The 23,421-nt window shown below is 69.7% G+C and carries 25 protein-coding genes and 2 pseudogenes; 8 read left to right on the top strand and 19 right to left on the bottom strand.

The window, feature by feature from the left end; translation table 11 throughout:
- Positions 1–19: 19 nt before the first annotated feature.
- From ACIBJC_RS11930 to ACIBJC_RS11950, 5 genes are all read right to left on the bottom strand, one after another.
- On the bottom strand, positions 20–793 hold the full coding sequence (locus ACIBJC_RS11930) for a hypothetical protein (RefSeq protein ID WP_399290849.1): 774 nt from the start codon (positions 791–793) through the stop codon (positions 20–22).
- On the bottom strand, positions 690–2,840 hold the full coding sequence (locus ACIBJC_RS11935) for a DUF6571 family protein (protein ID WP_399290852.1): 2,151 nt from the start codon (positions 2,838–2,840) through the stop codon (positions 690–692). Before ACIBJC_RS11935 ends, ACIBJC_RS11930 begins: the two co-directional genes overlap by 104 nt.
- Before the next feature lie 8 nt (positions 2,841–2,848).
- Positions 2,849–3,289 (bottom strand): hypothetical protein, encoded by a 441-nt coding sequence (locus ACIBJC_RS11940; RefSeq protein WP_399290855.1) that lies wholly within the window; start codon positions 3,287–3,289, stop codon positions 2,849–2,851.
- 245 nt (positions 3,290–3,534) lie between these two features.
- Positions 3,535–4,200, bottom strand: a complete 666-nt coding sequence (msrA, locus tag ACIBJC_RS11945; protein ID WP_399290858.1) for a peptide-methionine (S)-S-oxide reductase MsrA — start codon at positions 4,198–4,200, stop codon at positions 3,535–3,537.
- 86 nt (positions 4,201–4,286) lie between these two features.
- A complete protein-coding gene (locus ACIBJC_RS11950; protein ID WP_399290860.1) occupies positions 4,287–5,390 on the bottom strand; it encodes a hypothetical protein in 1,104 nt (367 codons plus the stop codon).
- Between the two features lie 111 nt (positions 5,391–5,501).
- Between ACIBJC_RS11950 and ACIBJC_RS11955 the strand changes: the two genes are divergently transcribed.
- A complete protein-coding gene (locus ACIBJC_RS11955) occupies positions 5,502–6,662 on the top strand; it encodes a cystathionine gamma-synthase (protein ID WP_399290862.1) in 1,161 nt (386 codons plus the stop codon).
- A 25-nt stretch (positions 6,663–6,687) separates the two neighbouring features.
- On the opposite strand, the gene ACIBJC_RS11960 is transcribed toward ACIBJC_RS11955, so the two are convergent.
- The 3 genes and pseudogenes from ACIBJC_RS11960 to ACIBJC_RS11970 all read right to left on the bottom strand — a co-directional run.
- On the bottom strand, positions 6,688–6,939 hold the full coding sequence (locus tag ACIBJC_RS11960) for a hypothetical protein (RefSeq protein ID WP_329828953.1): 252 nt from the start codon (positions 6,937–6,939) through the stop codon (positions 6,688–6,690).
- Positions 6,936–7,451: a sigma factor-like helix-turn-helix DNA-binding protein gene (locus ACIBJC_RS11965; protein WP_399290865.1), complete on the bottom strand. Its 516-nt coding sequence runs from the start codon at positions 7,449–7,451 to the stop codon at positions 6,936–6,938. The genes ACIBJC_RS11960 and ACIBJC_RS11965 overlap by 4 nt, the downstream gene beginning before the upstream one ends.
- 228 nt (positions 7,452–7,679) lie before the next feature.
- Positions 7,680–8,201, bottom strand: a pseudogene (locus ACIBJC_RS11970) (MarR family winged helix-turn-helix transcriptional regulator); the annotation flags it as partial.
- Between the two features lie 221 nt (positions 8,202–8,422).
- Between ACIBJC_RS11970 and ilvA the strand changes: the two are divergent.
- Positions 8,423–9,655, top strand: a complete 1,233-nt coding sequence (gene ilvA / locus ACIBJC_RS11975; protein WP_399290868.1) for a threonine ammonia-lyase — start codon at positions 8,423–8,425, stop codon at positions 9,653–9,655.
- Between the two features lie 151 nt (positions 9,656–9,806).
- Here ilvA and greA read toward each other — a convergent pair whose 3' ends face one another.
- Together greA and ACIBJC_RS11985 are read right to left on the bottom strand one after the other, a co-directional pair.
- Positions 9,807–10,304 carry a transcription elongation factor GreA gene (gene greA, locus ACIBJC_RS11980; protein WP_399290871.1) on the bottom strand — a complete coding sequence of 166 codons (498 nt, stop codon included), beginning with the start codon at positions 10,302–10,304 and terminating at the stop codon, positions 9,807–9,809.
- Between the two features lie 283 nt (positions 10,305–10,587).
- Positions 10,588–10,995, bottom strand: coding sequence for a DUF4307 domain-containing protein (locus ACIBJC_RS11985; protein WP_399290873.1), 408 nt, complete (start codon positions 10,993–10,995; stop codon positions 10,588–10,590).
- A 97-nt stretch (positions 10,996–11,092) separates the two neighbouring features.
- Here ACIBJC_RS11985 and mca point away from each other — a divergent pair, with 97 nt between their 5' ends.
- Together mca and ACIBJC_RS11995 are read left to right on the top strand one after the other, a co-directional pair.
- The gene (mca, locus tag ACIBJC_RS11990; protein WP_399290876.1) at positions 11,093–11,974 is read left to right on the top strand and encodes a mycothiol conjugate amidase Mca; all 882 of its coding nucleotides are present in this window, start codon (positions 11,093–11,095) and stop codon (positions 11,972–11,974) included.
- Between the two features lies 1 nt (position 11,975).
- A complete protein-coding gene (locus tag ACIBJC_RS11995) occupies positions 11,976–12,218 on the top strand; it encodes a hypothetical protein (protein ID WP_399290878.1) in 243 nt (80 codons plus the stop codon).
- A 90-nt stretch (positions 12,219–12,308) separates the two neighbouring features.
- Here ACIBJC_RS11995 and ACIBJC_RS12000 read toward each other — a convergent pair whose 3' ends face one another.
- The gene (locus ACIBJC_RS12000) at positions 12,309–15,554 is read right to left on the bottom strand and encodes a tetratricopeptide repeat protein (protein ID WP_399290881.1); all 3,246 of its coding nucleotides are present in this window, start codon (positions 15,552–15,554) and stop codon (positions 12,309–12,311) included.
- A 179-nt stretch (positions 15,555–15,733) separates the two neighbouring features.
- On the opposite strand from ACIBJC_RS12000, the gene ACIBJC_RS12005 reads away from it, so the two are divergent.
- On the top strand, positions 15,734–16,213 hold the full coding sequence (locus ACIBJC_RS12005; RefSeq protein ID WP_399290884.1) for a nitroreductase family deazaflavin-dependent oxidoreductase: 480 nt from the start codon (positions 15,734–15,736) through the stop codon (positions 16,211–16,213).
- Between the two features lie 167 nt (positions 16,214–16,380).
- On the opposite strand, the gene ACIBJC_RS12010 is transcribed toward ACIBJC_RS12005, so the two are convergent.
- Both ACIBJC_RS12010 and ACIBJC_RS12015 read right to left on the bottom strand, forming a co-directional pair.
- Positions 16,381–16,593: a DUF397 domain-containing protein gene (locus ACIBJC_RS12010; RefSeq protein WP_399290887.1), complete on the bottom strand. Its 213-nt coding sequence runs from the start codon at positions 16,591–16,593 to the stop codon at positions 16,381–16,383.
- Positions 16,590–17,423, bottom strand: a complete 834-nt coding sequence (locus ACIBJC_RS12015) for a helix-turn-helix domain-containing protein (RefSeq protein WP_399290890.1) — start codon at positions 17,421–17,423, stop codon at positions 16,590–16,592. Before ACIBJC_RS12015 ends, ACIBJC_RS12010 begins: the two co-directional genes overlap by 4 nt.
- Positions 17,424–17,658: 235 nt before the next feature.
- On the opposite strand from ACIBJC_RS12015, the gene ACIBJC_RS12020 reads away from it, so the two are divergent.
- From ACIBJC_RS12020 to ACIBJC_RS12030, 3 genes are all read left to right on the top strand, one after another.
- Positions 17,659–17,898 (top strand): hypothetical protein, encoded by a 240-nt coding sequence (locus ACIBJC_RS12020; RefSeq protein WP_399290893.1) that lies wholly within the window; start codon positions 17,659–17,661, stop codon positions 17,896–17,898.
- A gap of 9 nt (positions 17,899–17,907) precedes the next feature.
- Positions 17,908–18,717 (top strand): APH(3'') family aminoglycoside O-phosphotransferase, encoded by an 810-nt coding sequence (locus ACIBJC_RS12025; RefSeq protein WP_399290895.1) that lies wholly within the window; start codon positions 17,908–17,910, stop codon positions 18,715–18,717.
- Between the two features lie 74 nt (positions 18,718–18,791).
- Entirely contained in the window at positions 18,792–19,097 is a 306-nt protein-coding gene (locus ACIBJC_RS12030; protein WP_399290898.1) for a hypothetical protein, read from the top strand.
- Between the two features lie 357 nt (positions 19,098–19,454).
- On the opposite strand, the gene ACIBJC_RS12035 is transcribed toward ACIBJC_RS12030, so the two are convergent.
- The 6 genes and pseudogenes from ACIBJC_RS12035 to ACIBJC_RS12060 form a co-directional block, all read right to left on the bottom strand.
- On the bottom strand, positions 19,455–20,030 hold the full coding sequence (locus ACIBJC_RS12035; RefSeq protein ID WP_399290901.1) for a hypothetical protein: 576 nt from the start codon (positions 20,028–20,030) through the stop codon (positions 19,455–19,457).
- Positions 20,031–20,033: 3 nt separating this feature from the next.
- The gene (locus ACIBJC_RS12040) at positions 20,034–20,327 is read right to left on the bottom strand and encodes a Dabb family protein (protein ID WP_399290904.1); all 294 of its coding nucleotides are present in this window, start codon (positions 20,325–20,327) and stop codon (positions 20,034–20,036) included.
- A gap of 235 nt (positions 20,328–20,562) precedes the next feature.
- Positions 20,563–21,870 carry a PLP-dependent aminotransferase family protein gene (locus ACIBJC_RS12045; protein WP_399290907.1) on the bottom strand — a complete coding sequence of 436 codons (1,308 nt, stop codon included), beginning with the start codon at positions 21,868–21,870 and terminating at the stop codon, positions 20,563–20,565.
- Between the two features lie 255 nt (positions 21,871–22,125).
- Entirely contained in the window at positions 22,126–22,281 is a 156-nt protein-coding gene (locus ACIBJC_RS12050) for a hypothetical protein (protein WP_399290910.1), read from the bottom strand.
- Positions 22,278–22,481: a hypothetical protein gene (locus ACIBJC_RS12055; protein WP_399290913.1), complete on the bottom strand. Its 204-nt coding sequence runs from the start codon at positions 22,479–22,481 to the stop codon at positions 22,278–22,280. Before ACIBJC_RS12055 ends, ACIBJC_RS12050 begins: the two co-directional genes overlap by 4 nt.
- A gap of 2 nt (positions 22,482–22,483) precedes the next feature.
- A pseudogene (locus tag ACIBJC_RS12060) lies at positions 22,484–22,603 on the bottom strand (hydrolase); the annotation flags it as partial.
- Positions 22,604–23,421: the final 818 nt, after the last annotated feature.

The raw sequence follows: 23,421 nt of genomic DNA on the forward strand, positions 1-23,421 counted from the left end.
CCGACCTGATAGGCGATTCTTAGTCTCCGGCCCGGGCCGCCTCTTCAGGGGTGTTGAAGGCCTTGACCGCCGGGTCCTTTTCAAGGGGGTTGTTTTCGCAGCCGAGGACCTCGGTGGCTTTTTGGGTCACACGATAGACGATGGTCATCTGTTGATCTATCATTTTCTGGTCAACTTTCATTCCGATACTGAGTGTGTTCGATCCCTTTGTGAGTAGAGAGACCTGGCTTGATGGATTGCGCAATGTTCCGGGCAGGTCGCACTGTACGCGAAGTTTCGTGATGATGTCGTTCGCTTCACCGAGTGCACCGTTGATGTTGTAATAGCTGACCTTGCCTGGCGGGTCTTTTTTTGTCGATCCGTCACGAGCAGTCCATGAGAGTTCGAATTCCAGGGACCCGTCGGGTCTCCTGTCCTTCGGTGTAAATGAACATGCTAGGGTCGTGAATTCTGTTCTTCCGGGCTTCCATTGTTTCAATTCATCCGCCAATTTCTCTGGCAGGCGGTCATTTGTGTTGTAGATGGTGGTCGTGTACTGATCTGTGTGGAACAACTTCTGTATAAGGTTATGTGTTTCGGTGTCTTTGGCGACGTCGCAGAGATCTTCTTTCGGTGGGGCGGATTTCTCGGCTGCGCAGGAGGTCGCACCCAATATGCACGCCGCAATGATGATGGATGTGCTGAGAGGTTTACGGTTTGTTGAGATGGGCTTCGGCTGCCGCTCGTCCTTGGCTGTGGCCGGTGTTTGCCTCCCTCTTTGCCGATCCGAAGGAACTGTCATCTGAAATTTCATTGTCCTCTCCCCACTTGTTGAAGATCTTATTGGTCCCGTCCACGCCTTCGGCGTAGTTGCTGCTGGAATCTTCCTTCCCTTGGTCCTCGGCCGCTTCGGTGACATCCTTGGTCCAGTCGTAGGCAACTGAGTCGATCAGCGCGCCTCCTGCGGTGCCAAGTATCGGGATTTCACCGATGAGGCCGTTTGCGCCGATGGATGAATAGTTGGAAGTATCTTCGGCCCACTCCACCCGATCTTCCATCTTGTCCCTGTGGACATCGGCGCCAATTCCATTGAGTGCACCCATGGCCGTGCCGATCTCGTGTCCGCGATTGTTCCAGGCCGCGCTGTCTCCGTGGGTCGTTTCGCCGTTGTAAGCGGGCAAATTGGCGAGTACGTCGGCACCGTAAGCCCTCTCGGTCTCGTACAGGAGGGAGTACGAGGCGCCGTCGTCCGCTATGCCGCGCATCACGCGTATGAGACTGGCCTGGCCCACTGCGATGTTCGCCTTGTCGCCGGAGCCGCCGATGTCGTCATTGCCGGCGATTCCGCCGTACTTGGAATCCTGGCCGTAGAGGACGAGGTGGGTGTCTGCGACGTAGTCGGTGAGGGCTCGGGCCATGGGCTGGCGGAGGTTCTCCAGGTCCTTGGGGAATTCGTCGCCGTGCGCCTCGTCCATGAACTTGATGGTGTGGTGCATCACCCGTGCCTGACCCTCGGTGTGCGGGCCGGGTTCGCCCGGTTTGGCGCCGGGTTCGTTGCCGGTGGCGGCGGCTTCGATGGCGGCGCCCAGGCCCGCTGCCTTGTAGGGGGATTCGAACTCCCTCATGCCGCCCGGGGCCGACATGTACTCGTTCTTCCATTCGCGGTCCGTGAGCAGGTACTCCAGGTGGCCGTTCTTGTTGCCCTTCGCCTCGGGGTCGAGGAAGTAGGTCGCCGCGTCCGGGTCCTTGCTCATGACCTGGAGCAGGCCGTCCAGCGGGTCGGACACCAGGTTCGGGCGCGTGGGATCGTAGGCGTGTTCCCACTTGTTGGGGTTCGCTTTTTCGACCCTGATGATGTCGGCGCCCACATCGTTGAGGAACTGCTTTCCGTATCCGTCGCCGTTCTTCATCAGCGTCACCAGCGACTGGTACCCGTTCGTCGGTGAGAGGTTGCCGCCGATGTTGTCGTCGCCCACGTCTTTGAGGCCCTTCATGAAGGGCTTGTAGGCGTAGCTGTCAGGGTCCTTCGTGCCGGAGGCCACCGTGGCGGCCAGACTGGTGTTGATGGATTCGTAGAGCTTCTTGTCGGCCGCCGAGGAGCCGCGTTCGTTGGCGGCCAGGTTCATCTGGTCCGCGAGCCGTACCGTGCCCTCCGCTCCGAGGGCGTTCAGGTAGGCCTCGCCGAAGTGCTTGTCCTTGGCGTTCTCCCGCATGACGTCGCGGTATTCCTTGATCTCCTTCTGCGACGCCTCGCCCGCGTTGATCTTCTCCGTGAGGCCGAGTGCCTCGACAGCCTGGACATCGCCCACGGGTTTGCCGTTGAAGCCGAAGAGCGCGGTGTTGTCGGCGCCCGACGCGTTCAGCAGAGCTGTCTTGACGTCCTGGTCGAACTCGGTGACCGCCTTCACCGCGGCCATGATGTTGCTGGTGTACGAGTTCTCCACGTTGGGGAGATCCGGGTCGTGGCGCACGGACTTCGCGGTGGCCGCGTCGACCTTGCTGTAGTCGTAACGCGCCATCCCCTGGTCGGAGACCTTCATGCCGGCCTTGACGGCATCGGCGACGGCCGACTCCACCTTCGCCTTGAGGTCGGTGAACGTCGCATGGGCGTCCCGCAGCAGCGACTCCATGCCGAGCGCTTCCTTCTGCGCGGCGTCGAACTGGCCCCGTGTGATGGCGAAGTTCGGAGCGGCTGCCGTCGCGCTCGCCCCCGTCCATTTGTTTTCCGAGGCGACGCTCTGGACGTCTTCCTCGTACAGGTCCTCAAGCTTTTTGAACCGGGCGGCCATGTCCTTCCAGCCGTCCGCCGCTGCCGTCAGCTCGGAGAGCTTTATGTGCATGACGTCGTAGTAGCTGGGCATGGCTCCCCCTAGATTCCGTTCACTTTTGATCGCAGCGGCGCGAACTCGGCTTCGATGGTCACGTCCTGATCTGCCAGCAGAGTCGTCGTTTTCCGCAGGAAGACTTTCTCCGAGTTCAGTCGGCTCATCAGCCGCTTCACCTGGGAGTCCCAGTGCGCGTGGGCCTTCTTCAGGCCCGCGCCGGTGTCCCACTCCTTGAACTCCGCGACAGCGACGCGCACGGGTTCATCGGCTGCGTCCGCCGCCGTCCTGGTCCTTGGTTCGAGCTGGTTCTCTATGGTGTTGGCCGCCTTTTTCTTCTCGGCGGGGACCGTGGCCAGGTCGGGATCGCCCACTCCGGGCGAGGCGGAACCGCCGGGGTCGGCCGGGAGTTGATTGAGCCGCGTGTCCGACGATTGGCGCTCGGCCACCGTCTGCTTCTGCTGAGCCCATTCTTCCTCGAACGACATCGCTCCCCCTTGGTTGCGGATCCCGGCAGATCCCGGCAGATCCCTGCGGGTCCCGGTGGATCCCGGCGGACCCAACTGAGTCCGGGGCACCGCGCGACGCGGTACCCCGGACTCGGGAGATCATTTTAATCAGTCTTGGGAAAAGCGGTCAGCCGTATCCCGGATCGCACACGTAATGAGCGGGGCATGTACACAGGGCGGCCACGTGGGTTCGGACGCGACGGTGCGGGCCCCCGCAACCAGGCTCACTCGCCGGCCGACGCCACCCCGATCGGGCACGAGACGCCCGTCCCGCCCAGGCCGCAGTATCCCGCCGGGTTCTTGTCCAGGTACTGCTGGTGGTCCGCCTCCGCCGGGTAGAAGGGGCGGCCTTCGGACGGGAGGAGTTCCGTGGTGATCGTGGAGTGGCCGTTGCTCGTCAGGACCTGCTGGTACCCGGTGCGGGAGGCTTCCGCCGTTGCCGCCTGGGCGGGGGAGTGGGTGTAGATCGCCGAGCGGTACTGCGTGCCCACGTCGTTGCCCTGGCGGAAGCCCTGGGTCGGGTTGTGGGACTCCCAGAAGACCTTCAGCAGCTCCGCGTACGAGACGGTCTTCGGGTCGAAGACGACGCGGACCGCTTCCGTGTGGCCCGTCCGGCCCGAGCAGACCTCGTCGTATGTCGGGTTCGGGGTGAAGCCGCCCTGGTAGCCGACCAGGGTCGTCCAGACGCCGTCCGTCTGCCAGAACTTGCGCTCGGCGCCCCAGAAGCAGCCCAGGCCGAAGTCCGCGACCTCCAGGCCCTCGGGGTACGGGCCCTCCAGGGGGTTGCCGAGGACCGTGTGGCGTCCGGGCACCGCGAACGCGGGCTCCGGACGGCCGCGCAGGGCCTGCTCGGGCGTGGGCAGCTCGGGGGTGCGGCGGGACAGGAACATGGTCGGCTCTCCTCGGCTGTGGGGACTGTACGTAACAACGTGTGAGTCACCTGGGGCATTCCAGCCCGCCCAGCACCCCGGGGGCGTCAGCGCGGCAGCGTCGCCGGGCTGCCGCCGTTCGCCTCGTAGCCCGCCACCGCCAGCGCCCGGTACACCGTGTACTGCGCCGCCGGGTCCGCGTCGTGGGTCCACGGGAGGGCGCCGACGTGGCCGTCCACCTGGACGAGCTGGTTCATCGCCTCCGCCCAGCGCTCGGACCGTACGAGGAAGAGGATCAGGAGGTGCCGTACGTGCGAGAGCATCGGGTCGTCCTGCCGCGCCGCGTGGACCGCGAAGAGTGCACCCTCCACCGCCTTCGTCACCACCGCGCTCTCGTAGAAGCCGCGCACCAGGTTGACCTCGGGAAGGTGCTCGTACACCGCGAAGAGCGGCAGCGCCGCCAGCAGTGAGCCCTGCGGGGCGCGGGCCGCCGCGGCCGTCGCGAACTCGTCGGCCTCGTCGCGCGAGCCGTGCCACTTCTCGCACGCGTAGTGCAGCGCCGCCAGATGCGCCCCCATGTGCGCCGGAGCGCGGTCGATCACCTTCGCCCAGAGCTGGTCGAACTCCTCACGCGCGTAACCGAGCCCGCGCGCCACGGCCAGCTCCACGATGTACGGCACCGGGTCGCCCGGCGCCAGCAGAGCCGCCTGGCCGCAGACCGTGCGCGCCTCCTCCAGGATGATCCGGAAGTCGTCCGTCCCCGCGGCCGACGACCGCCACGCCTGCTGCACCAGGAACTCCGCGTGCACCGCCGCCCCGCCCGCGTCCTTCGGCGACTCCGACCGCCACGCCCGCAGCCAGGCGCCACCGACGCCCGGCCGCTGCTGAAGCTCCAGCGAGGCCGCCCCCGCGAACGCCTGCACCCGCTGCCAGCGCACCTCGCCCGCCTTGTCCGTCCCGGCGAGGAGCTGCGCGGCCGCGCGCCAGTCCTGGGTCCCCTGGACGACGTCGAGTACGTCGAGGAGGTCCTGGTCGGGGCCGGGCATCCGGATGTCCAGCTCCTCCTGGCGTGCGAAGCCGTACGCGGCCGGGTCGGCGGCGTCCGGCGATCCGGGCGCGACCTGGCGGATACCGCCGCCGCGGCGCCTGAGGTACGGGGCGATGACCGCGGCCAGCAGGCCCATCGCGAGCAGGACCCAGAGAATCTCCATGCGTCCATTGTCCCGGACGCCGTCCGGTACGGAATCACCCGTGGGCCCGGCGCGGGCGCGCGTGCCGTACACGGCCGCGGATTCCGGCCTCGCGGCGCTACCCTCGGGCCCATGAGCCACGAGCACTCCAGCGACCAGCATCGTTTCGAGACCCTCGCCATCCACGCGGGGAACACCGCCGACCCCCTCACCGGTGCGGTCGTACCGCCGATCTACCAGGTGTCCACGTACAAGCAGGACGGGGTGGGCGGCCTGCGCGGCGGTTACGAGTACAGCCGCAGCGCCAACCCCACCCGTACCGCCCTGGAGGAGAACCTCGCGGCCCTGGAGGGCGGCCGGCGCGGGCTCGCCTTCGCGTCCGGGCTCGCCGCCGAGGACTGCCTGCTCCGTACGCTGCTGGCCCCCGGCGACCATGTCGTCATCCCCGACGACGCCTACGGCGGCACCTTCCGGCTCTTCGCCAAGGTCGTCTCCCGCTGGGGCGTGGACTTCTCGGTCGCGGACACCTCGGACGCGGCGGCCGTACAGGCCGCACTCACCCCCCGTACCAAGGCGATCTGGGTCGAGACCCCCTCCAACCCGCTCCTCAACATCACCGACATCGCGGCCCTCGCGGGCATCGCGCGCTCGGCCGGGGTGAAGCTCGTCGTCGACAACACCTTCGCCAGCCCGTACCTCCAGCAGCCCCTCGCGCTCGGCGCGGACGTCGTCGTCCACTCGACGACCAAGTACATGGGCGGCCACTCGGACGTCGTCGGGGGCGCGCTGATCGTCGACGACGAGGCGCTGGGCGAGGAGTTGGCGTACCACCAGAACGCCATGGGCGCCGTCGCCGGGCCGTTCGACGCCTGGCTGGTGCTGCGCGGCATCAAGACGCTCGCCGTCCGCATGGACCGGCACAGCGAGAACGCCACACGCGTCGCGGAGATGCTCACCCGCCACCCGCGCGTCTCCCAGGTCCTCTATCCGGGCCTGCCCCAGCACCCCGGTCACGAGACCGCCGCCAAGCAGATGAAGGCGTTCGGCGGGATGATCTCGTTCCGGGTCACGGACGGCGAGGAGGCGGCGGTCGGCGTCTGCGACCGCGCGAAGCTCTTCACGCTGGGCGAGTCCCTGGGCGGCGTCGAGTCGCTGATCGAGCACCCGGGCCGGATGACGCACGCCTCGGCGGCGGGCTCGCCGCTGGAGGTCCCCGCCGACCTGGTCCGGCTCTCCGTGGGGATCGAGTCGGGCGACGACCTGCTCGCCGATCTTCAGCAGGCCCTCGGATAACTCCGCTCACTCCTCCGGCAGGCTCTCACCAGCCTTCCAGCGGCGGGGTCGTCGTCGCGGGCGGCGGTACCCACGGGTGTACGTCCCACGCCCACACGGTGAAGACGATCACCGCCGCCACCAGCACCGTCCAGAGCACCCGGCGGGCGACCCGGCGCCTGCGCAGCACCCGTTCGCCGCGCCGGGCCGCCCTCGGGACGAGATCGGCGGGCACGGCGGGCCGCGGCAGGTCCAGCAGCCGCCGTATCTCCGCCTCCTTGCGGTTCGTCCCGCTCACGGGCCGGCCTCGCGGGACGGGAGGCCGGCGGGGGACGGGCCGCGCGGGGTTGTCCGCCGCAGGGTCGCCATCGCCCGGGCGCACAGCGCGCGGGCCCGGTCCTCGGGGAGGCCGAGCAGGGACGCGGTCTGCTCCTCGGTGAGGCCCTCGTACAGCCGGAGCACGAGGACCAGCCGCTCCAGCGCGCCGAGCCCGTGCAGCAGCCCGCCTCCGGGAGCGCTCCCGGAGGCGGTCCGCGCGCCCGCCCACCGGACGCGCCACGCCTCGTCGGCGAAGCGCAGGGCCAGTTCCCGGCGGGCGTGGTCGTACGGGTCCTCGTCGTGCAGGTGGTCCCACTGCGCGTACGTACGGGCCAGCGCGGCGACCAGCAGGCGCTGCGCCCGGGGGGTCGCGGTGGGCGGCTCGGCCGTCAGCAGGGCGGCGGTGTGCAGCAGTCGGCCGGCCGCGCCCGCAGCGAAGACCTCGAACTCCCGGGCGCGGCGGCGATCCGTGGTCGCCCGCCGCTCTCGCACGACCTCATATCAGGCCAGCCGGCCGCCCGGGTCAAGAGGGCATCCCGGGGCAGGCGGGCATCCCGGGTCGAGCGGGCATCAGGAGCCGGTGGTCCCGCCCGCCCCGGGCTCCGACGACGTCGACGGCTCCGACGGCTCTGACTGCTTCGATGACTCCGTCGGCTCCGTCGGCTCCGTCGGCTCGCCCTCCGGGTTCGCGGCCGGTTCCGCGTCCGTGCCCGGCTGCTCGCCGGACGGCAGTCGCGCCGCCCGCGACGCGAACGAGCCGTTGAGGCGGGTGAGCAGCGTGGTGAAGGAGTTCCGCTCGTCCTCCGTCCAGTCCGCCGTGACCTGGGCCATCAGCGCGCGCCGCGAGGAGCGCACCTCGTCGAGCTTGGCCAGCCCGCGCGCCGAGAGCTGGAGCACGACCGCACGGCCGTCCTCCGGGTGCGAGGCGCGCTTGACCAGGCCGGTGTCGACCAGGGGCGCGACCTGCCGGGTGACGGTCGAGGAGTCGATGCCCATCCCGGCGGCCAGCGCCTTGACGCCCATCGGGCCTTCCTGGTCGAGCCGGTTGAGCAGCAGATACGCGGCGCGGTCCATCGAGTTGCGGACCTGGCCGACACCGCCGAGCCGGGTCTGTTCGGCCCGCCGGGCGAAGACGGCCACCTGGTGCTGGAGGGCATCGAGGAGTGCGGCGTCGTCCGATGGCTCGGCAGTCCGCTCCCGGGAAGCCGACGCAGCGGAAGTCATGTCCTGAATGGGGGGCATGGCTGGAGGCTCTTTCGTACGGGGGTCGGGTGGTGGGGAAAGAGTACGCGGCCGGGCTCCGCACCGTACCGGCCCTGTGGAAACCGGGTGGAGAAGACGTGCGCGGGGCGTGCGCGGGCGGTCAGCCCCCGGCGCCCGCGGCAGGGCCTGCGGCACCGCCCGCAGCGCCGCCCGCGGCAGCGCCCGCGGCACCGCCCCGCGCGAACTGCGAGACTTGCCGTATGAGCTTCGGTACGTCCCGCCCCTCCCACCACTCCCTGATGCTCGACGACATCAAAGGGGCCCAGAAGATGCTCTCCGGCGTCGCACGGACGACCGCGATGGAAGGCAGCAGATACCTCACCGGGCTGGTCGGCGCCCCGGTCCTGTTCAAGTGCGAGAACCTCCAGCGCACCGGCTCCTTCAAGCTGCGCGGCGCGTACGTACGGATCGCCGGGCTCTCCCCCGAGGAGCGCGCGGCGGGTGTCGTCGCGGCCAGCGCCGGGAACCACGCCCAGGGCGTCGCCCTCGCCTCCACCCTGCTCGGCGTCCGCTCGACGGTCTTCATGCCGGTCGGCGCGCCCCTGCCCAAGGTGGCGGCCACCCGCGACTACGGCGCGGAGGTACGGCTGCACGGCCAGGTCGTCGACGAGACGCTGGCCGCCGCCCAGGAGTACGCGCGGGACACCGGCGCGGTCTTCATCCACCCCTTCGACCACCAGGACATCATCGCGGGCCAGGGCACGGTCGGCCTGGAGATCCTGGAGCAGTGCCCCGAGGTGCGGACCATCGTCGTCGGGATCGGCGGCGGCGGTCTCGCGGCGGGCATCGCCGTCGCGGTGAAGGCGCTGCGCCCCGACGTCCGGCTGATCGGTGTACAGGCGGCCGGGGCCGCCGCGTACCCGCCCTCCCTGCGCGCGGGACGGCCGGTGACCGTGGACGCGCCCCACACGATGGCCGACGGGATCAAGGTGGGCCGGCCGGGCGACATCCCCTTCCGGATCGTCGAGGAGCTGGTGGACGAGGTACGCACGGTCTCCGAGGACGAGCTGTCCAGCGCCCTGCTGCTCTGCCTGGAGCGGGCGAAGCTCGTCGTCGAACCGGCGGGCGCGAGCCCGGTGGCCGCGCTGCTCAGCGACCCGGAGGCGTTCCGCGGCCCGGTCGTCGCGGTGCTGTCGGGCGGCAATGTGGACCCGGTGCTGATGCAGCGCATCCTGCGGCACGGCATGGCCGCGGCGGGGCGCTATCTGAGCCTGCGGCTGCGGGTCACGGACCGCCCCGGGGCGCTCGCCACGATGCTCGGCGTGCTGTCGGTGGCCGACGCCAACGTCCTGGACGTGAGCCATGTACGGACGGATCCGCGGCTCGGGCTGACGGAGGCGGACGTCGAGGTGCACCTGGAGACGAAGGGGCCCGCGCACTGCACGGAGGTCGCGGCGGCGCTGAGTGCGGCCGGGTACACGATCCTCGGCTGAGCACCACGCCCCGTACGGCTCCGAAGACGGAGCGTTCCGGCGGAGTTCCGGCGGAGGAGAGGCGGAAAGGGCCGGTCCGCCCGGCGGGATGCCGGGCGGACCGGCCCTTTCGGACAAGCCCCTTCAGACAGGCGGGGGAGCGGGCGCGGGCTCAGGCCTGGTACGGCGTGGCCTCAAGGATCTTCACCTTGGCCTTGTTGCCGTTCGGAAGCTCGTACTCCGCGCTCTCGCCGATCTTCTTGCCGTTCACCCCGCTGCCCAGCGGGGACTGCGGCGAGTAGGTCTCGATGTCGGAGCTGGCGTACTCGCGCGAGGCGAGCAGGAAGTCCAGGGTGTCGTCCGGGTCGCCGTCGAAGGCGATCGTCACGACCATGCCGGGGGCCACCACACCACTGGCCGCGGGCGCCTCGCCGACCTTCGCGTTCTCCAGGAGCTGGGTGAGCTGGCGGACCCGAAGCTCCTGCTTGCCCTGCTCCTCCTTGGCCGCGTGGTACCCGCCGTTCTCCCGCAGGTCGCCCTCCTCGCGGGCAGCAGCGATCTTCGTGGAGATCTCCGTGCGCGCGGGACCAGACAGGTACTCCAGCTCGGCCTTGAGCTGGTTGTACGCCTCCTGGGTGAGCCAGGTGACGTTTTCGCTGGTCTGGGTCACTGGTGCTCCTCGTAGGTGCTGGGGATACAAAGCAACGCCCTACCCAGAAGCATGTGCCGTCTCGGGTGGGCGAAACCACGAGCCTAACAATTTCGTGGCGCGAGGGGGAGGACAATTGCCGTCAGAAGTAGATCGGCGCAGGTCAGCGCCGAGATCCACCGCGATGCACGGCGGGTCCCTTCAGCGGCCCGGTCCGTCCGCCCTGTCGTTCCCGGTCCGCCCGTCCCGCCGTTCCCGGTCCCGCCCGTCACGCCCGTCCCGCCGTCCCCGCCGGTCCGTCCGCTCAGTCGGACGTGCAGCCCACCAGTTCGGTACTGGTCGCGCTCTCCGTCGTACGGATCGTGACCACCTCGTCGATCCGGGTCTCACCCGGCCCGAAGCGCACGTCCTTGCGGCCCACCTCGGCGGCGCTCTCCGCCAGCGAGCGCAGGGTGCAGCTTCCGCTCGCGTCCCGGTCCTTGCGCACCTCCAGGTGCGCCTCGACCTCGGTCGCGGAAATCCGCTTGAACTTGATGAGCTCGCCGGAGACACTCCGGTCGATCACGTAGTGGTAGCCGTACCAGCCGAGCAGGACCACCAGCACCCCGCCGAGCACCACGCCCAGGCGGCGCAGCCGCCGGTCCGCGCGCGCGTCCCCGTCCCCGGAGCGGCCGTACCGCCCTGCGGGAAGCTCTTCGCGCACCGCAGCCATGATCGTTCCTCTCGGGCGGGGACAGCCGGAATTTCCGTCCCCCGATATCCGTCACTATAGAAGCCGACCCAAGCGCCACATCACTGAGGATCGAGTCTTGACTGAGCAGCTACGGCTGATGGCCGTTCACGCCCACCCCGACGACGAGTCGAGCAAGGGCGCGGCCACCATGGCCAAGTACGTGTCCGAGGGGGTGGACGTGCTGGTCGTGACCTGCACGGGAGGCGAGCGCGGCTCCATCCTCAACCCCAAGCTCCAGGGTGACGCCTACATCGAGGCGAACATCCACGAGGTGCGCAAGAAGGAGATGGACGAGGCCCGCGAGATCCTCGGCGTCCAGCAGGAATGGCTCGGCTTCGTCGACTCCGGGCTGCCCGAGGGCGACCCGCTGCCGCCGCTGCCCGAGGGCTGCTTCGCGCTGGTGGACCCGCAGGAGGCGGCGGGCCGGCTCGTCCGGTCGATCCGCGCGTTCCGGCCGCAGGTCATCACCACGTACGACGAGAACGGCGGCTACCCGCACCCCGACCACATCATGACGCACACCATTTCCATGGTCGCGTTCGATGGTGCGGCGGACAAGGAGAAGTTCCCCGAGGAGGACTTCGGACCGGTCTGGCAGCCCGCGAAGCTCTACTACAACCAGGGCTTCAACCGGCCGCGTACGGTCGCGCTGCACGAGGCGCTGCTCACCCGCGGCCTGGAGTCCCCGTACGGCGAGTGGCTGGAGCGGTGGAAGGAGATGGAGCGGGTGGAGCGGACGCTGACCACGTTCATCCCCTGCGCGGACTTCTTCGAGATCCGCGACAAGGCGCTGATCGCGCACGCCACGCAGATCGACCCGGACGGCGGCTGGTTCCGTATCCCGATGGAGCTCCAGCGCGAGGTCTGGCCCACCGAGGAGTACGAGCTGGCGAAGTCGCTCGTCGATACGTCCCTCCCCGAGAGCGACCTCTTCGCGGGCATCCGCGACAATGCCTGATATGTATGCGACCCAGGCAATGACGCAGCTCGTTCCTCTCGCCAAGGAGCTGGACGAGAACAAGGTGACACCCGGTGTTCTGGGGTTCATCGTGTTCGCGGTGATGGCGGGCGGCGTGTGGCTGCTGATGAAGTCGATGACCCGCCACATGGGCAAGGTCAACTTCGAGGAGGCCCCGGAGCGGCAGCCGACGGCGCCGGCCGGGCAGCAGTCGCCCGCCTCGCCCGCCGCCCACGGAGAGTGACGAGCGGTAGCGGCAGCAGTTGAAGGACGGCCGCCCCCTGGGAGGGGAGCGGCCCGTCCTCGCGCTCCGCGCGCGCGGCACGCACGGGTGTCAGGCGGGCGTGACCTCCACCGGCACGCCCATCACCTCGCGCGCGTGCCGGTTCGGCACCATGCCGAGGTCCCACGCCTGCCAGCCGGCCTCCAGCCGTACGCCCCGGCCCAGCATCACCGCGAACGCGGCCAGCGAGTCCGCCAGCTTCCCGTCCCGCGCCGGATGGTCCGCCGCGGCCAGCTCCGCCAACTCCTGTTCGGCCACCGCCGAGCCCACCTCCGTACCGCCCGCCGAGCCGTACGGCAGCAGCGTGCAGCGCAGGAAGCGCGACCAGTCCGCGCCGCGGTGGTCGCCGTACGACGTGAAGAGCGCCGTCGCCTCGTCGCACAGCGCCAGCGCCTGGGCCGCCCGGCTGTTGCCCGCGTCGACGACGGCCAGCTCCAGACACGTCCACGCCTCGCCGTGCGCCACCCCGATCCGCCGGAAGTCCGCGCGGGCGTCGACCAGGAGCTGCCGGGCGAACCCCGAGTTGCGGAGGTTGCCGGTCTGCGCGGCGCGCTGGTCGCGGGTGACCCGGCCCGAGTGGTGCCGGGCGCAGGCCAGCCCGTACACGTCGCGCATCCGCGAGAACATCGAGCGCGCCCGCTCCAGCTCCCGTACCGCCTGGTCGCGGTCGCCGCCCTCCTCCAGCGCCTGGCCCAGGTAGTACAGGGTCCACGCCTCGCCGCGCGCGTCCTCGTTGTCCCGGTGCCTGGCCAGCGCCTCGCGCAACTGCTCGGCCGCCTGCGCCTGTTCGCCCTCCACCAGCCGCGCCCTCGCCAACTGGGTGGTCGCCCACGCCTCGCCGCGGCCGTCCCGCGTCCGGCCGTACAGCTCCAGACCCGCGCGCAACTCGCCCTCCGCGCGCGCCACATCACCCATCCGCAGGAACAACTGGCCGAGCTGGAAGTGCGCCCACGCCTCGCCGTGCACCGACTCGCTCTCGCGGTGCAGCTCCAGCGACGCGGAGAGCATTCCGAACGCCTCCTCCAGGCTCCCGCGGTCCCGCTCCACCGCCGCCAGCGCGTGCAGCGTCCAGCCGCGGTCACCCGCCAGCGCCGCCGTCCCCTGGAGCGCCAGCGCCTCGCGCAGCCTCGCCGACGCCTCCGTCAGATTGCCCTGGTGGTGAAGGGTGATGCCCAGCGAACAGAGCGCGCGGGCCGCGCCCGCCTCGTGCTGCGCCTCCTGGTAGAGGCCCACCACGGAGGTCAGCGTCGTACGCGCCTTGTCCAGCTCGCCGAGCTGCCGGGCGGCGATGCCCGTACGCCACTGGACCGAGCGCACCAGCAGCCCCTGGTCCACCGCCTGCGTCAACTCGTTGATCTCGCCCAGCCGGTAGAGGTCGCCGCGCAGCAGGCAGTAGTCGCAGAGCGCGCCCAGCAGATTGAGCACCGCCTGCTGGTCCACCCCCTCCGCGTGCCGCAGCGTGGCCGTGATGAAGCTCGACTCGTCGTCCAGCCAGCGCAGCGCCGCGTCCAGCGACGAGAAGCCGTGCGCGCCCGCCGCGCTCTTGAAGAGGTCCGCGCGCGTGGACGTCTTGCCGTCGACCAGCCGGATCACCGAGTCGGCCAGCTCGCCGTAGTTACGGATCAGCCGCTCCTGCGCGGCCGTCCGCTCCTCCGCGGGCTCCTCCTCGCGCAGCCGCGCGTGCACGAAGGTCCGTACGACGTCGTGCAGCCGGTAGCGGCTGCCCCGTACGTGCTCGACCAGACCGGCCCGCTCCAGCGCCGTCAGCACCCGCCCGGCCTCCTGCTCGTCCGTCGCGAGCAGCGCCGCCGCCGCGCCGGCGCCCAGCGAGGCGCGCCCCGCCAGCGCGAGCCGGCGCAGCAGCCGGCGGGCCTGGTCGTTCTGGTCGGTGTAGCGGAGCCACAGCGCGCGCTCGACGGGCTCCACCGGGCCGTACGCGTCGAGATCGGCGGCCAGTCGGTGCGCGGTGCGCCCGCCGCCGAGCGAGGAGCCGGCGATGCGCAGCGCGAGCGGCAGCCCGCCGCACAACTCCCGTACCCGGTCGGCGGACTGGACGTCGTACGGAGCTCCCGTGGCCGTCTCCTGCTCCGTGCCGGCGGCGGCGCGCAGCAGCTCCTCGGTGCCCGCCCCGTCCAGCGCCTCGACGGGCAACTGGTGCACCCAGGCGGGCACATCGGCCGGCAGCTCCACGGGGCGCCGCGCCGTCACCAGCACCAGGCTGTCGGAGCGCTCGGGCACGAGCGTGCGCACCTGCTCGGGGTCGGACGCGTCGTCCAGGACCACCGTCACCGGCAGCCCCGTCAGATGCTGGTGGTACAACTCGCCCAGTCTGCGCACCTGTTGCTCGGGGGTGGCCCCCTCGCGGAACAGCAACTGCTCACGCGGCGCGCCCAGCCGGTTCAGCAGATGCAGCAGCGCGTCCCGCGTCGACAGCGGCGACTCCAGGGTGTTTCCGCCGCGCAGATCGACCAGACAGGCGCCCCGGAACTGGTCCCTGAGCTGGTGCGCGGCCCGTACGGCCAGCTCCGTGCGGCCGGACCCGGGGGCGCCGTACAGCACGACGACCGTCGGCTTCGTCTCCGTCGACGCCCGCGCGGCATGCACCCACTGGGCGATCCTGGCCAGTTCGGCACGACGCCCCGCGAACGGCCCGGCGGGCTCGGGGAGATGGCCGAACGACTGCTCCAGTACGGTACGGCGCCGGGCCGCGGCGCTGCGGTCGCCGCCCCGCAACTGCGGTACGGCGGACGGCTTCTTGGCGCCTCGGCGCGTCGCCGAGGTCAGCACCCGCTGCTGGTCGAGGAACGGCCGGATACCCCGTACCTCCAACGCCGTCAGCCACTGGAGCCGCAACTGCTCCGCCCCGCCCGGCTGCCCGGCCGCACCGGCTCTGCGGTGCGCGGCCGGCCAGTGCGAGGCGGTCACCTTGGCGACGGTGGTCGCCGCCCCGGCCACGGCGACGACGGCGCCCGCGCCGAGGGCGATCCCCGAGGCCGTCCCCAGCGCCATGTCGGCGCCGACGGCGGCCACGGCGGCGACAGCCGTGACCAGGACGGGCGTGCCGATGTTCTGCCGGCTGAACCGCTGGGACAGCGGCGTCTCCTGCGCCCGCGCCGCGTCCAGGGCCTGCGTGTACGCGGCGTACTCCTCGGCCGCCCCGGCCGCCATCGCGTCCAGGGCCCCGCGCCCGCGCGCCAGCAGCGCGTTCCCGTCGGTCCGCCCGCCGGAGCGCCGTACCTCTTCCTCCACGGCGCGCACCAACAGCCTCTCGGCCTCGGACCGGTGGCTTTCCCGCATGTGCGTCCCCCTCCGAGAGCATGGTGAGTGCACATTGTCCTGCGGACGGGGCCCGATGGCGAGTAGTGCCTGTCGTTCGGCTGTTCGGCGGCCCCGTGCAGGAATGATTGCCTCCGTCCCGTGCGTTCCACCGGACGAGGACTCTTTCGACAGCACCCGACAGCATGGAGATGGACAGCATGCCCCTCAAAGGCGAGTACGAGCCGAGCGTTCAGCAGTTGGTCCGCGACCAGGTGGAGCTGTACGAGAGCTCCGGCGGCACGCAAGGCACCACGCTGGAATCCCTGGTCGGCCCGGACGACGAAAAGCGCCGCGACCTGCCCGTCATCATCCTGACCACGCTGGGCGCGAAGAGCGGCAAGATCCGCAAGTCCGCGCTGATGCGCGTGGAGCACGACGGCGCCTACGCCGTGGTCGCCTCCCTGGGCGGCGCCCCCAAGCACCCGGTCTGGTACTTCAACGTCCTCGCCGACCCCCGCGTCGAGCTCCAGGACGGCCCGGTCCGCCAGGACATGCTGGCCCGCGAGGTGACGGGCGAGGAGAAGGCCCAGTGGTGGGCCCGCGCGGTCGAGGCGTTCCCGGACTACGCCGAGTACCAGAAGAAGACGGAGCGCGTGATCCCGCTCTTCGTACTGGAGCCGGCCGCGCAGGACCACTGACGGCCTCCTGAGCCGTACGGCGGCACATTGCGCCCTCCGCGTGCCGCGGAGGGCGCTTCGGCGTCATGGGCGCCGATCACTCCGAGAACCTGATCGAATACCGTGCGCCTTCACACGCGGCGGCCCTGCGGCCCTGCGGCCCACCTCCGCAGCCCCCGCAGCGGGCCTTACGCGCCGGAGGTACGGGCGTATGCGACGAGTGCGGCCCAACTGGCGGGGGAGAAGGCGAGGGTGGGGCCGTGCGGGACCTTGCTGTCACGGACGGGGACGACACCGTGGGTGTGGGCGTGGGCGGGTGACCACTCGACGCAGTTGCTGCCTCCCTCAGGGCCGCTGAAGGTCGACCTGACCCACGCGGTGGGGGCGGTGCTGGTGTTCACAGTGACTCCATCCGCTCTCTGATGAGGGCAGCGCTTTCCCGCGCCGAGAGCGCCTCGCTCGTCAGATCATCGTAGGCGCGCATCGCCGTTCGAACGTGTTCGGGCTCTTCGATGATGCCCGTCGTACGGTAGGTCTCAACACAGACCACCGTCACGTGGTTTGGCATCGTCAGGAATGAGACCGGCCACTCCATGAGCAGATGCGGTTCCGAGTGGAGTGGCAGTACCTGAATTCGCGTGGTCGGCTGTTCCCCCTGCCTGAGGAGCACCGCGAATTGTTCGCGCAACACATCGGGGTTTCCCACGCGTCGTTTCAGCACTGACTCGCACAGCACTACGCGGACGTGCGGCGGTGTAGTGCTCCGCAAGAGGTCCTGTCGGGCGAGCCGTGCACGCAACGATGCCGAGATCTCATCCTCGGTGGCTCGCGGGTCGTTGGCCCGGAACAACGCACGGGCATAGTCCCCGGTCTGGAGCAGACCCGGGACCACTGACGGGCACCACTCCCACACCGCCAGGGCTTCCCGCTCCAGCGCCATCCGGCGTCGGTACAGCGCAGGGAAGGACTGAGAGATGATCTCTTCGTGCAGCCGTTTGAACAGGCCGTCCGTCTCGAAGATCTGATCGAACAGCGCGGGCAGGTTCCCGGCGATCGGCGGAACCCCGCGTTCTATCCGGCTGATGGTCGATTTCGACGTGCGGGCCTTTCGTGCGAGTTCCGACTGTGTCAGCTTCCCGGCCGCCCGCGTTTCGCGCGCGTCCCGCAGCGCTTCACCGAACACCTCCCTCGGATTGCTCGCGCCGCTGTAGTCGCCGTACCGCTCCGTCATATGGAAACCCCTTGACCAGAGTTCTGGGAATGGGTGCCACCCGTGGCGTCCGTGCAGGCCGAGCCAGGTGGGTGGAGGTCGGCGTGACCACAATGCAGGTTGGTCGCTGAACCTCTTCCAGGGCGACATCACTGGTCACACTATGAACATGTCCAGTTACGTGTTGTCGAGAGGTTGGCTATGACAAGCCACGTCATTCGAACACCCTTCCCTGCCCGGCTGAGGCGGTGTCGCGATGGCGAGTAGCGACGGGCGGCGGCTGTTGTCGCTGATGATCGCCACCTTCGGGGTGGACGGCACACTCGTCGTGCCGAAGGGTGGGCTCACTCCGGAGGGTGACCTGGCCTCGGAAGGGCCGGACCTGGTCCCCGGATCCGCGCTGCGCTGGCCGCCGTGCCGGTGCGGCGGTCCCACCTGCCCTGATGCCGGGGGCCAGGACGGACCGGGCAGCCCGGACGGAACCGCCGCCGGTTAAGGTGCCGCCGTGAGCGATGTGTTCCGGGAGTTGCTGAAGGACGGCCCCGACGCCGCCCGCTGGGAGCCCGTGGCGGGCGGCGAGTCCGGGGCCGGTGTGTTCCGGGCCGAGGACGGATCGCGGTACGCGAAGTGTGTTCCCACCGGTCAGGTGGGGGCGCTGGAGGAGGAGCGCGACCGGGTCGGGTGGCTCGCGGCGCGGGGCGTTCCCGGGGCGCGTGTGCTCGACTGGCGTGCCGGTGACGCGGGGGCCTGTCTGGTGACCAGCGCCGTGGTGGGGGTCCCCGCCGACCGGTTGCCCGCCGCCGGGCTCCGGGAGGGGTGGGCAGCGATCGCCGACGCCGTGCGCCGGTTGCACGATCTTCCCGTACGGGAGTGTCCGTTCACCCGTGACCTCACGCGGATGTTCGCGCTCGCGCGCGAGGTCGTCGCGCGCGACGCCGTCGATCCGGACTTCCTCCCCGAGGAGCAGCGGGGAACGCCCGCCGGCACACTGCTGGCGCGGCTCGAACCCCAGCTCGGCCGGCGCCTCGCCCAGGAGGCCGCACTGAGCGTCGTGTGCCACGGGGATCTGTGTCTGCCCAACATCGTTCTCGACCCGGAGACGCTGGAGGTGACGGGCTTCATCGATCTCGGCCGCCTCGGCCGGGCCGACCCGTACGCCGACATCGCGCTGCTCCTCGCCAACTCCCGGGAGACCTGGGGCGACGAGCGGCAGGCGCGCGCGGCGGACGAGGCGTTCGCCGACCGGTACGGGGTCGCACTCGACCGTGACCGGGAGCGGTTCTATCTCCATCTGGATCCGCTCACCTGGGGATAGGCGCCATGGTGGAGCTGTTCCTTCTCCGCCCCGCGTCAACCGGGCGCCCTGACCGTGGCAATTCATGGCTCAGCGTGGACTCGTCTGGGCCGTACATCCTGTGCCTCGGGGACGGGCGACGGGAAGACGGCGGGGGCCAGGAATCGCCCGTCCTTCTGGTCCACGGTGAGCTTGCCCCCGTTGGCGGTCACACGCTGTTCGAGGACCTCGCCCCGCTCAAGCGGCTGCTTCCCGCCGGCGCGGCCACCGAACTGGTCGTCAACGCCTGGGAAGACGACGCCGTCGCGGACTCACTGATCCTGCTGGTCCCCACACTGGGCTGGGTCGTCGTCGCCCTCGCGCTCGCCTCCCGCCTCTTCCGTTGGGAATCACGCCGTTGAGCCCCGGCCGGGCGCCGCTGAACCGCGACGCCCGGCGACGAGACCGTCACCTGCGAGGGCTGGACCCGCCGACGCCCGCCGAGGTGCACGGCTTCCTCGCGCGCCGCATCGGCGCCGTACGTCTGGGGGCCGAGCCCCGGAGGGTGGGCGAGCTGATCACGAACCACGCCCGGCTGCCGCCGGCCCTCGCCATCGTCGATGCCCGGGCGGCCACTACCCGGGGTTCGAGCTCGACGCCATCGCCCACCAAGACCAGCCGTTTACTTGACACATCCGAGGGCCAATCCGGAGCGCGGCGAGACGGGCGTGTCGGCACCGGGAGCCGAGGTGTGGCTGTGCGGGTGGTGGGGTGCGGGCTCAGGTGCGGACGAAGACCGACCAGACCATGCGGATCGGGCGCAGCCGGGAGATGAAGCGCAGTCCGTGCCGTGTGGCGGCCGGTTCGGTGGTGAGCGCGAGGTCGTAGCGGTGCTCGGCCACGGCCTGGGCCGCCTGGCTGGTGGAGTCCGCAGTGGCTAATTCGGCCAACTGGTATGCGGTGGGCAGTAGTTGGTCGACCAGCGGTCGCGGCGAGGGGTGCGTCACCACACTCGGGCGGTCGGACAGCGGACCGCCGTCGGCACGCCGGGCGATGCCGTACAGCGGGGTGTCCATGACGAAGACGCCGGCCAGCGCGATGTCGTCGGCCATGTAGAAGTGATGGATGTCCCGATAGGCGTTGGCGACGACCACATGACTGACGGTGCCGGCCTTCAGGTCCTCCACGGCCTGTTCGTAGGTCGTCCTGAGCACGACCGGCGGCCCGTCGGATAGGCGGGTCCGCAGCAGCCGGGCGGCCTGCTCGCTGCTCGTGCCCTCCGGGCCGAGCGTTCCGATGGCCGGGGGCCCGGCCAGTGCGGGCCGGACGTCGATCCAGCCCAGCTCGATGGTCATGCGTCACTCCTCGATGTCGGCGACGATCCAGGTGCTGATGGCCTGCCACAGCGCCGCGGATTCCTGGTGGAAGGGGTGGTCCTGGTAGCTGCGCAGGGTGTCCTGGTCGGGCAGCAGGCCGATCGCGGCGAAGTCGTAGGCGATCGGACGGTCGGCGGTGTTGCGGCCCACCTGCCAGTGCAGGAGGCCGGGCACCCGCTCGCCGACGAGCAGCGAGGACCGCTCGGCCGCGAGGGCCGCGGAATCCTGCCAGCCGAAGCCTGGCTTGAACTTGAACAGGACAATGTGTCTGATCATTGGCTTCCTTTTCGGGTCGAATGGTCACCGAATCACTCGTGCGACGGCACGCGGGCAGGCCGACGGAGATATCACCGACGCAGGGGGTGTCTTTCCGTACACGGACGTAGGGCGGATTTCGCACCGGTCGACGCCCGTTATCACGTAAGTCGTCGGACACGCTCTCTTGGGCACATGGACGGCTGCTTGACATGGCAGCTTTCCGGTCGGACCGGGGGCGGGAGAAGGAGGGCGATCAGACGGAATGACCGGGAGCCTGGGCCTCGGCCGTCACGAAGGCGGTCAGCCGGTCGAGTCCCTCGTCGATCGACGCGTCGTCGAGCAGGCTGAAGGACAGCCGAATCTGATGAGAGGAGGCCATGCCGGTGTGGAAATGGTGCATGGGGGTCCAGATGACCCCGTGGTCGCGCGCCGATCTGCGCAGCGAACGGTCGTCCACGTCGAACGGCACCGTCAGGACGACGAAGAACCCGCCGGCCGGGGTGTTCCACGTCACCGGGCCGGTAGCGGCGAAGCGCGCGGTGAGGCCGGTCAGCATGTGCCGCAGGTTGGCGCGGTAAACCTCGATCTCGCGCTTGTTCGCGGCGACCATGCTGCACCCGTGGCGCAGAAGCTTGCCGCCGATGACGGCCTGGGCGACGGGTGAGGTGTTGAGAGTGACGTTGCTCTTGATCAGCGACAGCTGGTCCGCGAGCGTACCCGCCGGGCGGCCGTCCCTGATGACGGGCTGGTCGGCCACGACGAAGCCGACGCGGGCGCCGGGCAGGCCGGTCTTGGCGAAGGAGCCGACGTGCACGACCTGCTGCCGTGTGTCGAGCGCCTTGAGGGTTGGCGGCCGGGTGGCGGTGCCGGCTTGGAAGAGGCCGTAGGGGTTGTCCTCGATGATCAGCAGATCGAGATCGGCCGCCAGGTCGAGCAGGGCGATTCGGGTGGCCAGGTCCAGGCTCACTCCGGTGGGGTTGGAGAAGTCGGGCACGAGGTAGAGGGCGCGCGGGCGTTGTCCGCGGGCGCGGGCCGCTGCCACCTGACGAGCGAGGTCGGCGAGGTCGAGGCCGCCGTCTCCGTCCCTGACGCCCAGCACGGGCATGTCCAGCAGGCGCGCGGCGCCGGTCAGTCCGAAGTAGGTGGGCGCGACGGCGAGGACGACGTCCTGCGGGGAGGCGCGCAGGGACTGCAGCGTCAGGAACATCGCCTCCTGGCTGCCGACGGTCACCACCACCGCTTCAGGGTCGACGGTGATGCCCTCGTCGATCTCAAGGTAACGGGCGACCAGGTCGTGGATGACGCCCTTCGTCCGCCCGTACTGGAACACCGTTCTGCGGGCCTCCTCGTCCGTCAGCCCCACCACCTCGGTGAGGTGTGTGACGAAGGTGCCCAGGTAGTCGTAGAGCTGCTCGACCCGGAAGAATTCCTCGTAGGGTCGGCCGGCGGCGAAGGACACCGCCTGCGGGTGGTCCGAGGCGATGTCGTTCAGCAGATTCATCGAGAGCAGGACTGGATCGTCCAGTGAGGGATGAAGTTGCGCGAGGGATAATTCAACCATTCTTCGATTCTCCGTCCCTGCGGATTCGGCGTACGCGAGTGGCACACGTCATGCCCAACCAGGTCGGCACCGGCTTCGCCGGCCCGTGCCTGGTAGGTGTTCAGCAGTTCCCGAATGCCCGGGAACATCATTTTGGGAACCGGAGCCCAGTACTCGTAGTTCACGAAGCCGTTGAGCAACGGTCCGAGTGACGGGCGTGAAGTCTGCGGTCGACAGCGGATAGGTGGCCTCGTGGACGACCTTGATCCTGTGCTTCTAGGCATGGGCCCTGGCGCCGAGAACAGGATTGCGCGAGAACTCGGCATCCGCGGAGAAGAGCGCCACGGTCGTCGGTCGGGGATTCGGCTGGGCGACGAGTTCGAAGAACCCATCGGTGAGCGCGGCGTTCGGATCCGGCCCGGTCGGGATCATGGCGAAGTAGTCGGATGGACAAGCGCATTGTTGACACCGAGGCCCATGAGCCCCACGAAGAAGTGCTGCCGCTCCATCACCAACGGCATGGCCGGCAGTTCGGTGTTGGTGCCGTAACCGCCTACGACGAGATCAACCTGGTCCTCGTCGAGAGGCCGTTCGTAGATCCCGGGAATCAGGGAGGCGTCTCCCTGGGCCATGTCATCGTGGGTTCGTGGCTGTTCAGGTTGGCGAACTGGAACGGCTGGTGGTCGATCAGGACGACGACGCTCTCCTCGGGTGTCAGCAGTGCCTGAAGTCCGGACTTTGCTTCCTTGCTCATGGGATCCATTTCCTGGTCTCTGTTTCCGCGTGCCCGGACGGGTCACCGTCGATTCGGCCGTACGCCGCTCCTGAGGCCGAGCCGGCCAACCGTCACTCTGAATCGGTTGACCGCTCCACGAACCAGCGCCGGCCCCGTATACAGGGACGGCCCCCGGTATCAGCAGCGCCCCGCCCCGCCATGTAGGTGATGTGTCATCTATATTACTCTTGGAGCTTGATACGTCAACTATCCGCAAGCCGACCGGAGTTGATGACGCCGGCCTAGAGGCACGAAGCTGGTGGTTGGCCGCGAACGCCGTTGTGTGGCCGGTGGCAGTTGCCTTCTCGGCGAGGAGCGCACGAGTCCGCCGTGTTCGGGCAGGAACAGGGTTGCGTGGACGAGCATGCTGATCTCGCGCTCGGCACCGGCGAACTGCTGCTGCCACCTCGGGCCGCAGCTCCTGCTCGTCGAGCTGAAGCAGGTCAGCGACTGTCCATCGGTGTCGCCGCCGGCCGAGCGTGCCGTCCCGGTCCCGTCGGCGAGTCCGAACTCTGACGTCGGCCGGACCGCGCAGTCAGGGCATCCAGCATCTGGCCAACATGTCCCAGCGTCGGCGCAGTCGCCGGCGCGTGTGGCCCCCCTCCGGACCAGCCGAAGGGGAGGTAGCGGGGTGACCCCCATCTGATCGAGGAGTTGGGCGCAGTCCCGAGCCGAGTCGGCGACTGTACGACCGACCGAACGGGTCGAGTTGCCGTATCCCGTCCGCGAGCAGGTGCCCACCCGGAATCCACGATCGACCAGTGGGCCGAGGGCCGAGGGCAGGTGGACCGCCGATC

Source organism: Streptomyces sp. NPDC050509 (assembly GCF_044457965.1).
Taxonomy (GTDB): Bacteria; Actinomycetota; Actinomycetes; order Streptomycetales; family Streptomycetaceae; genus Streptomyces.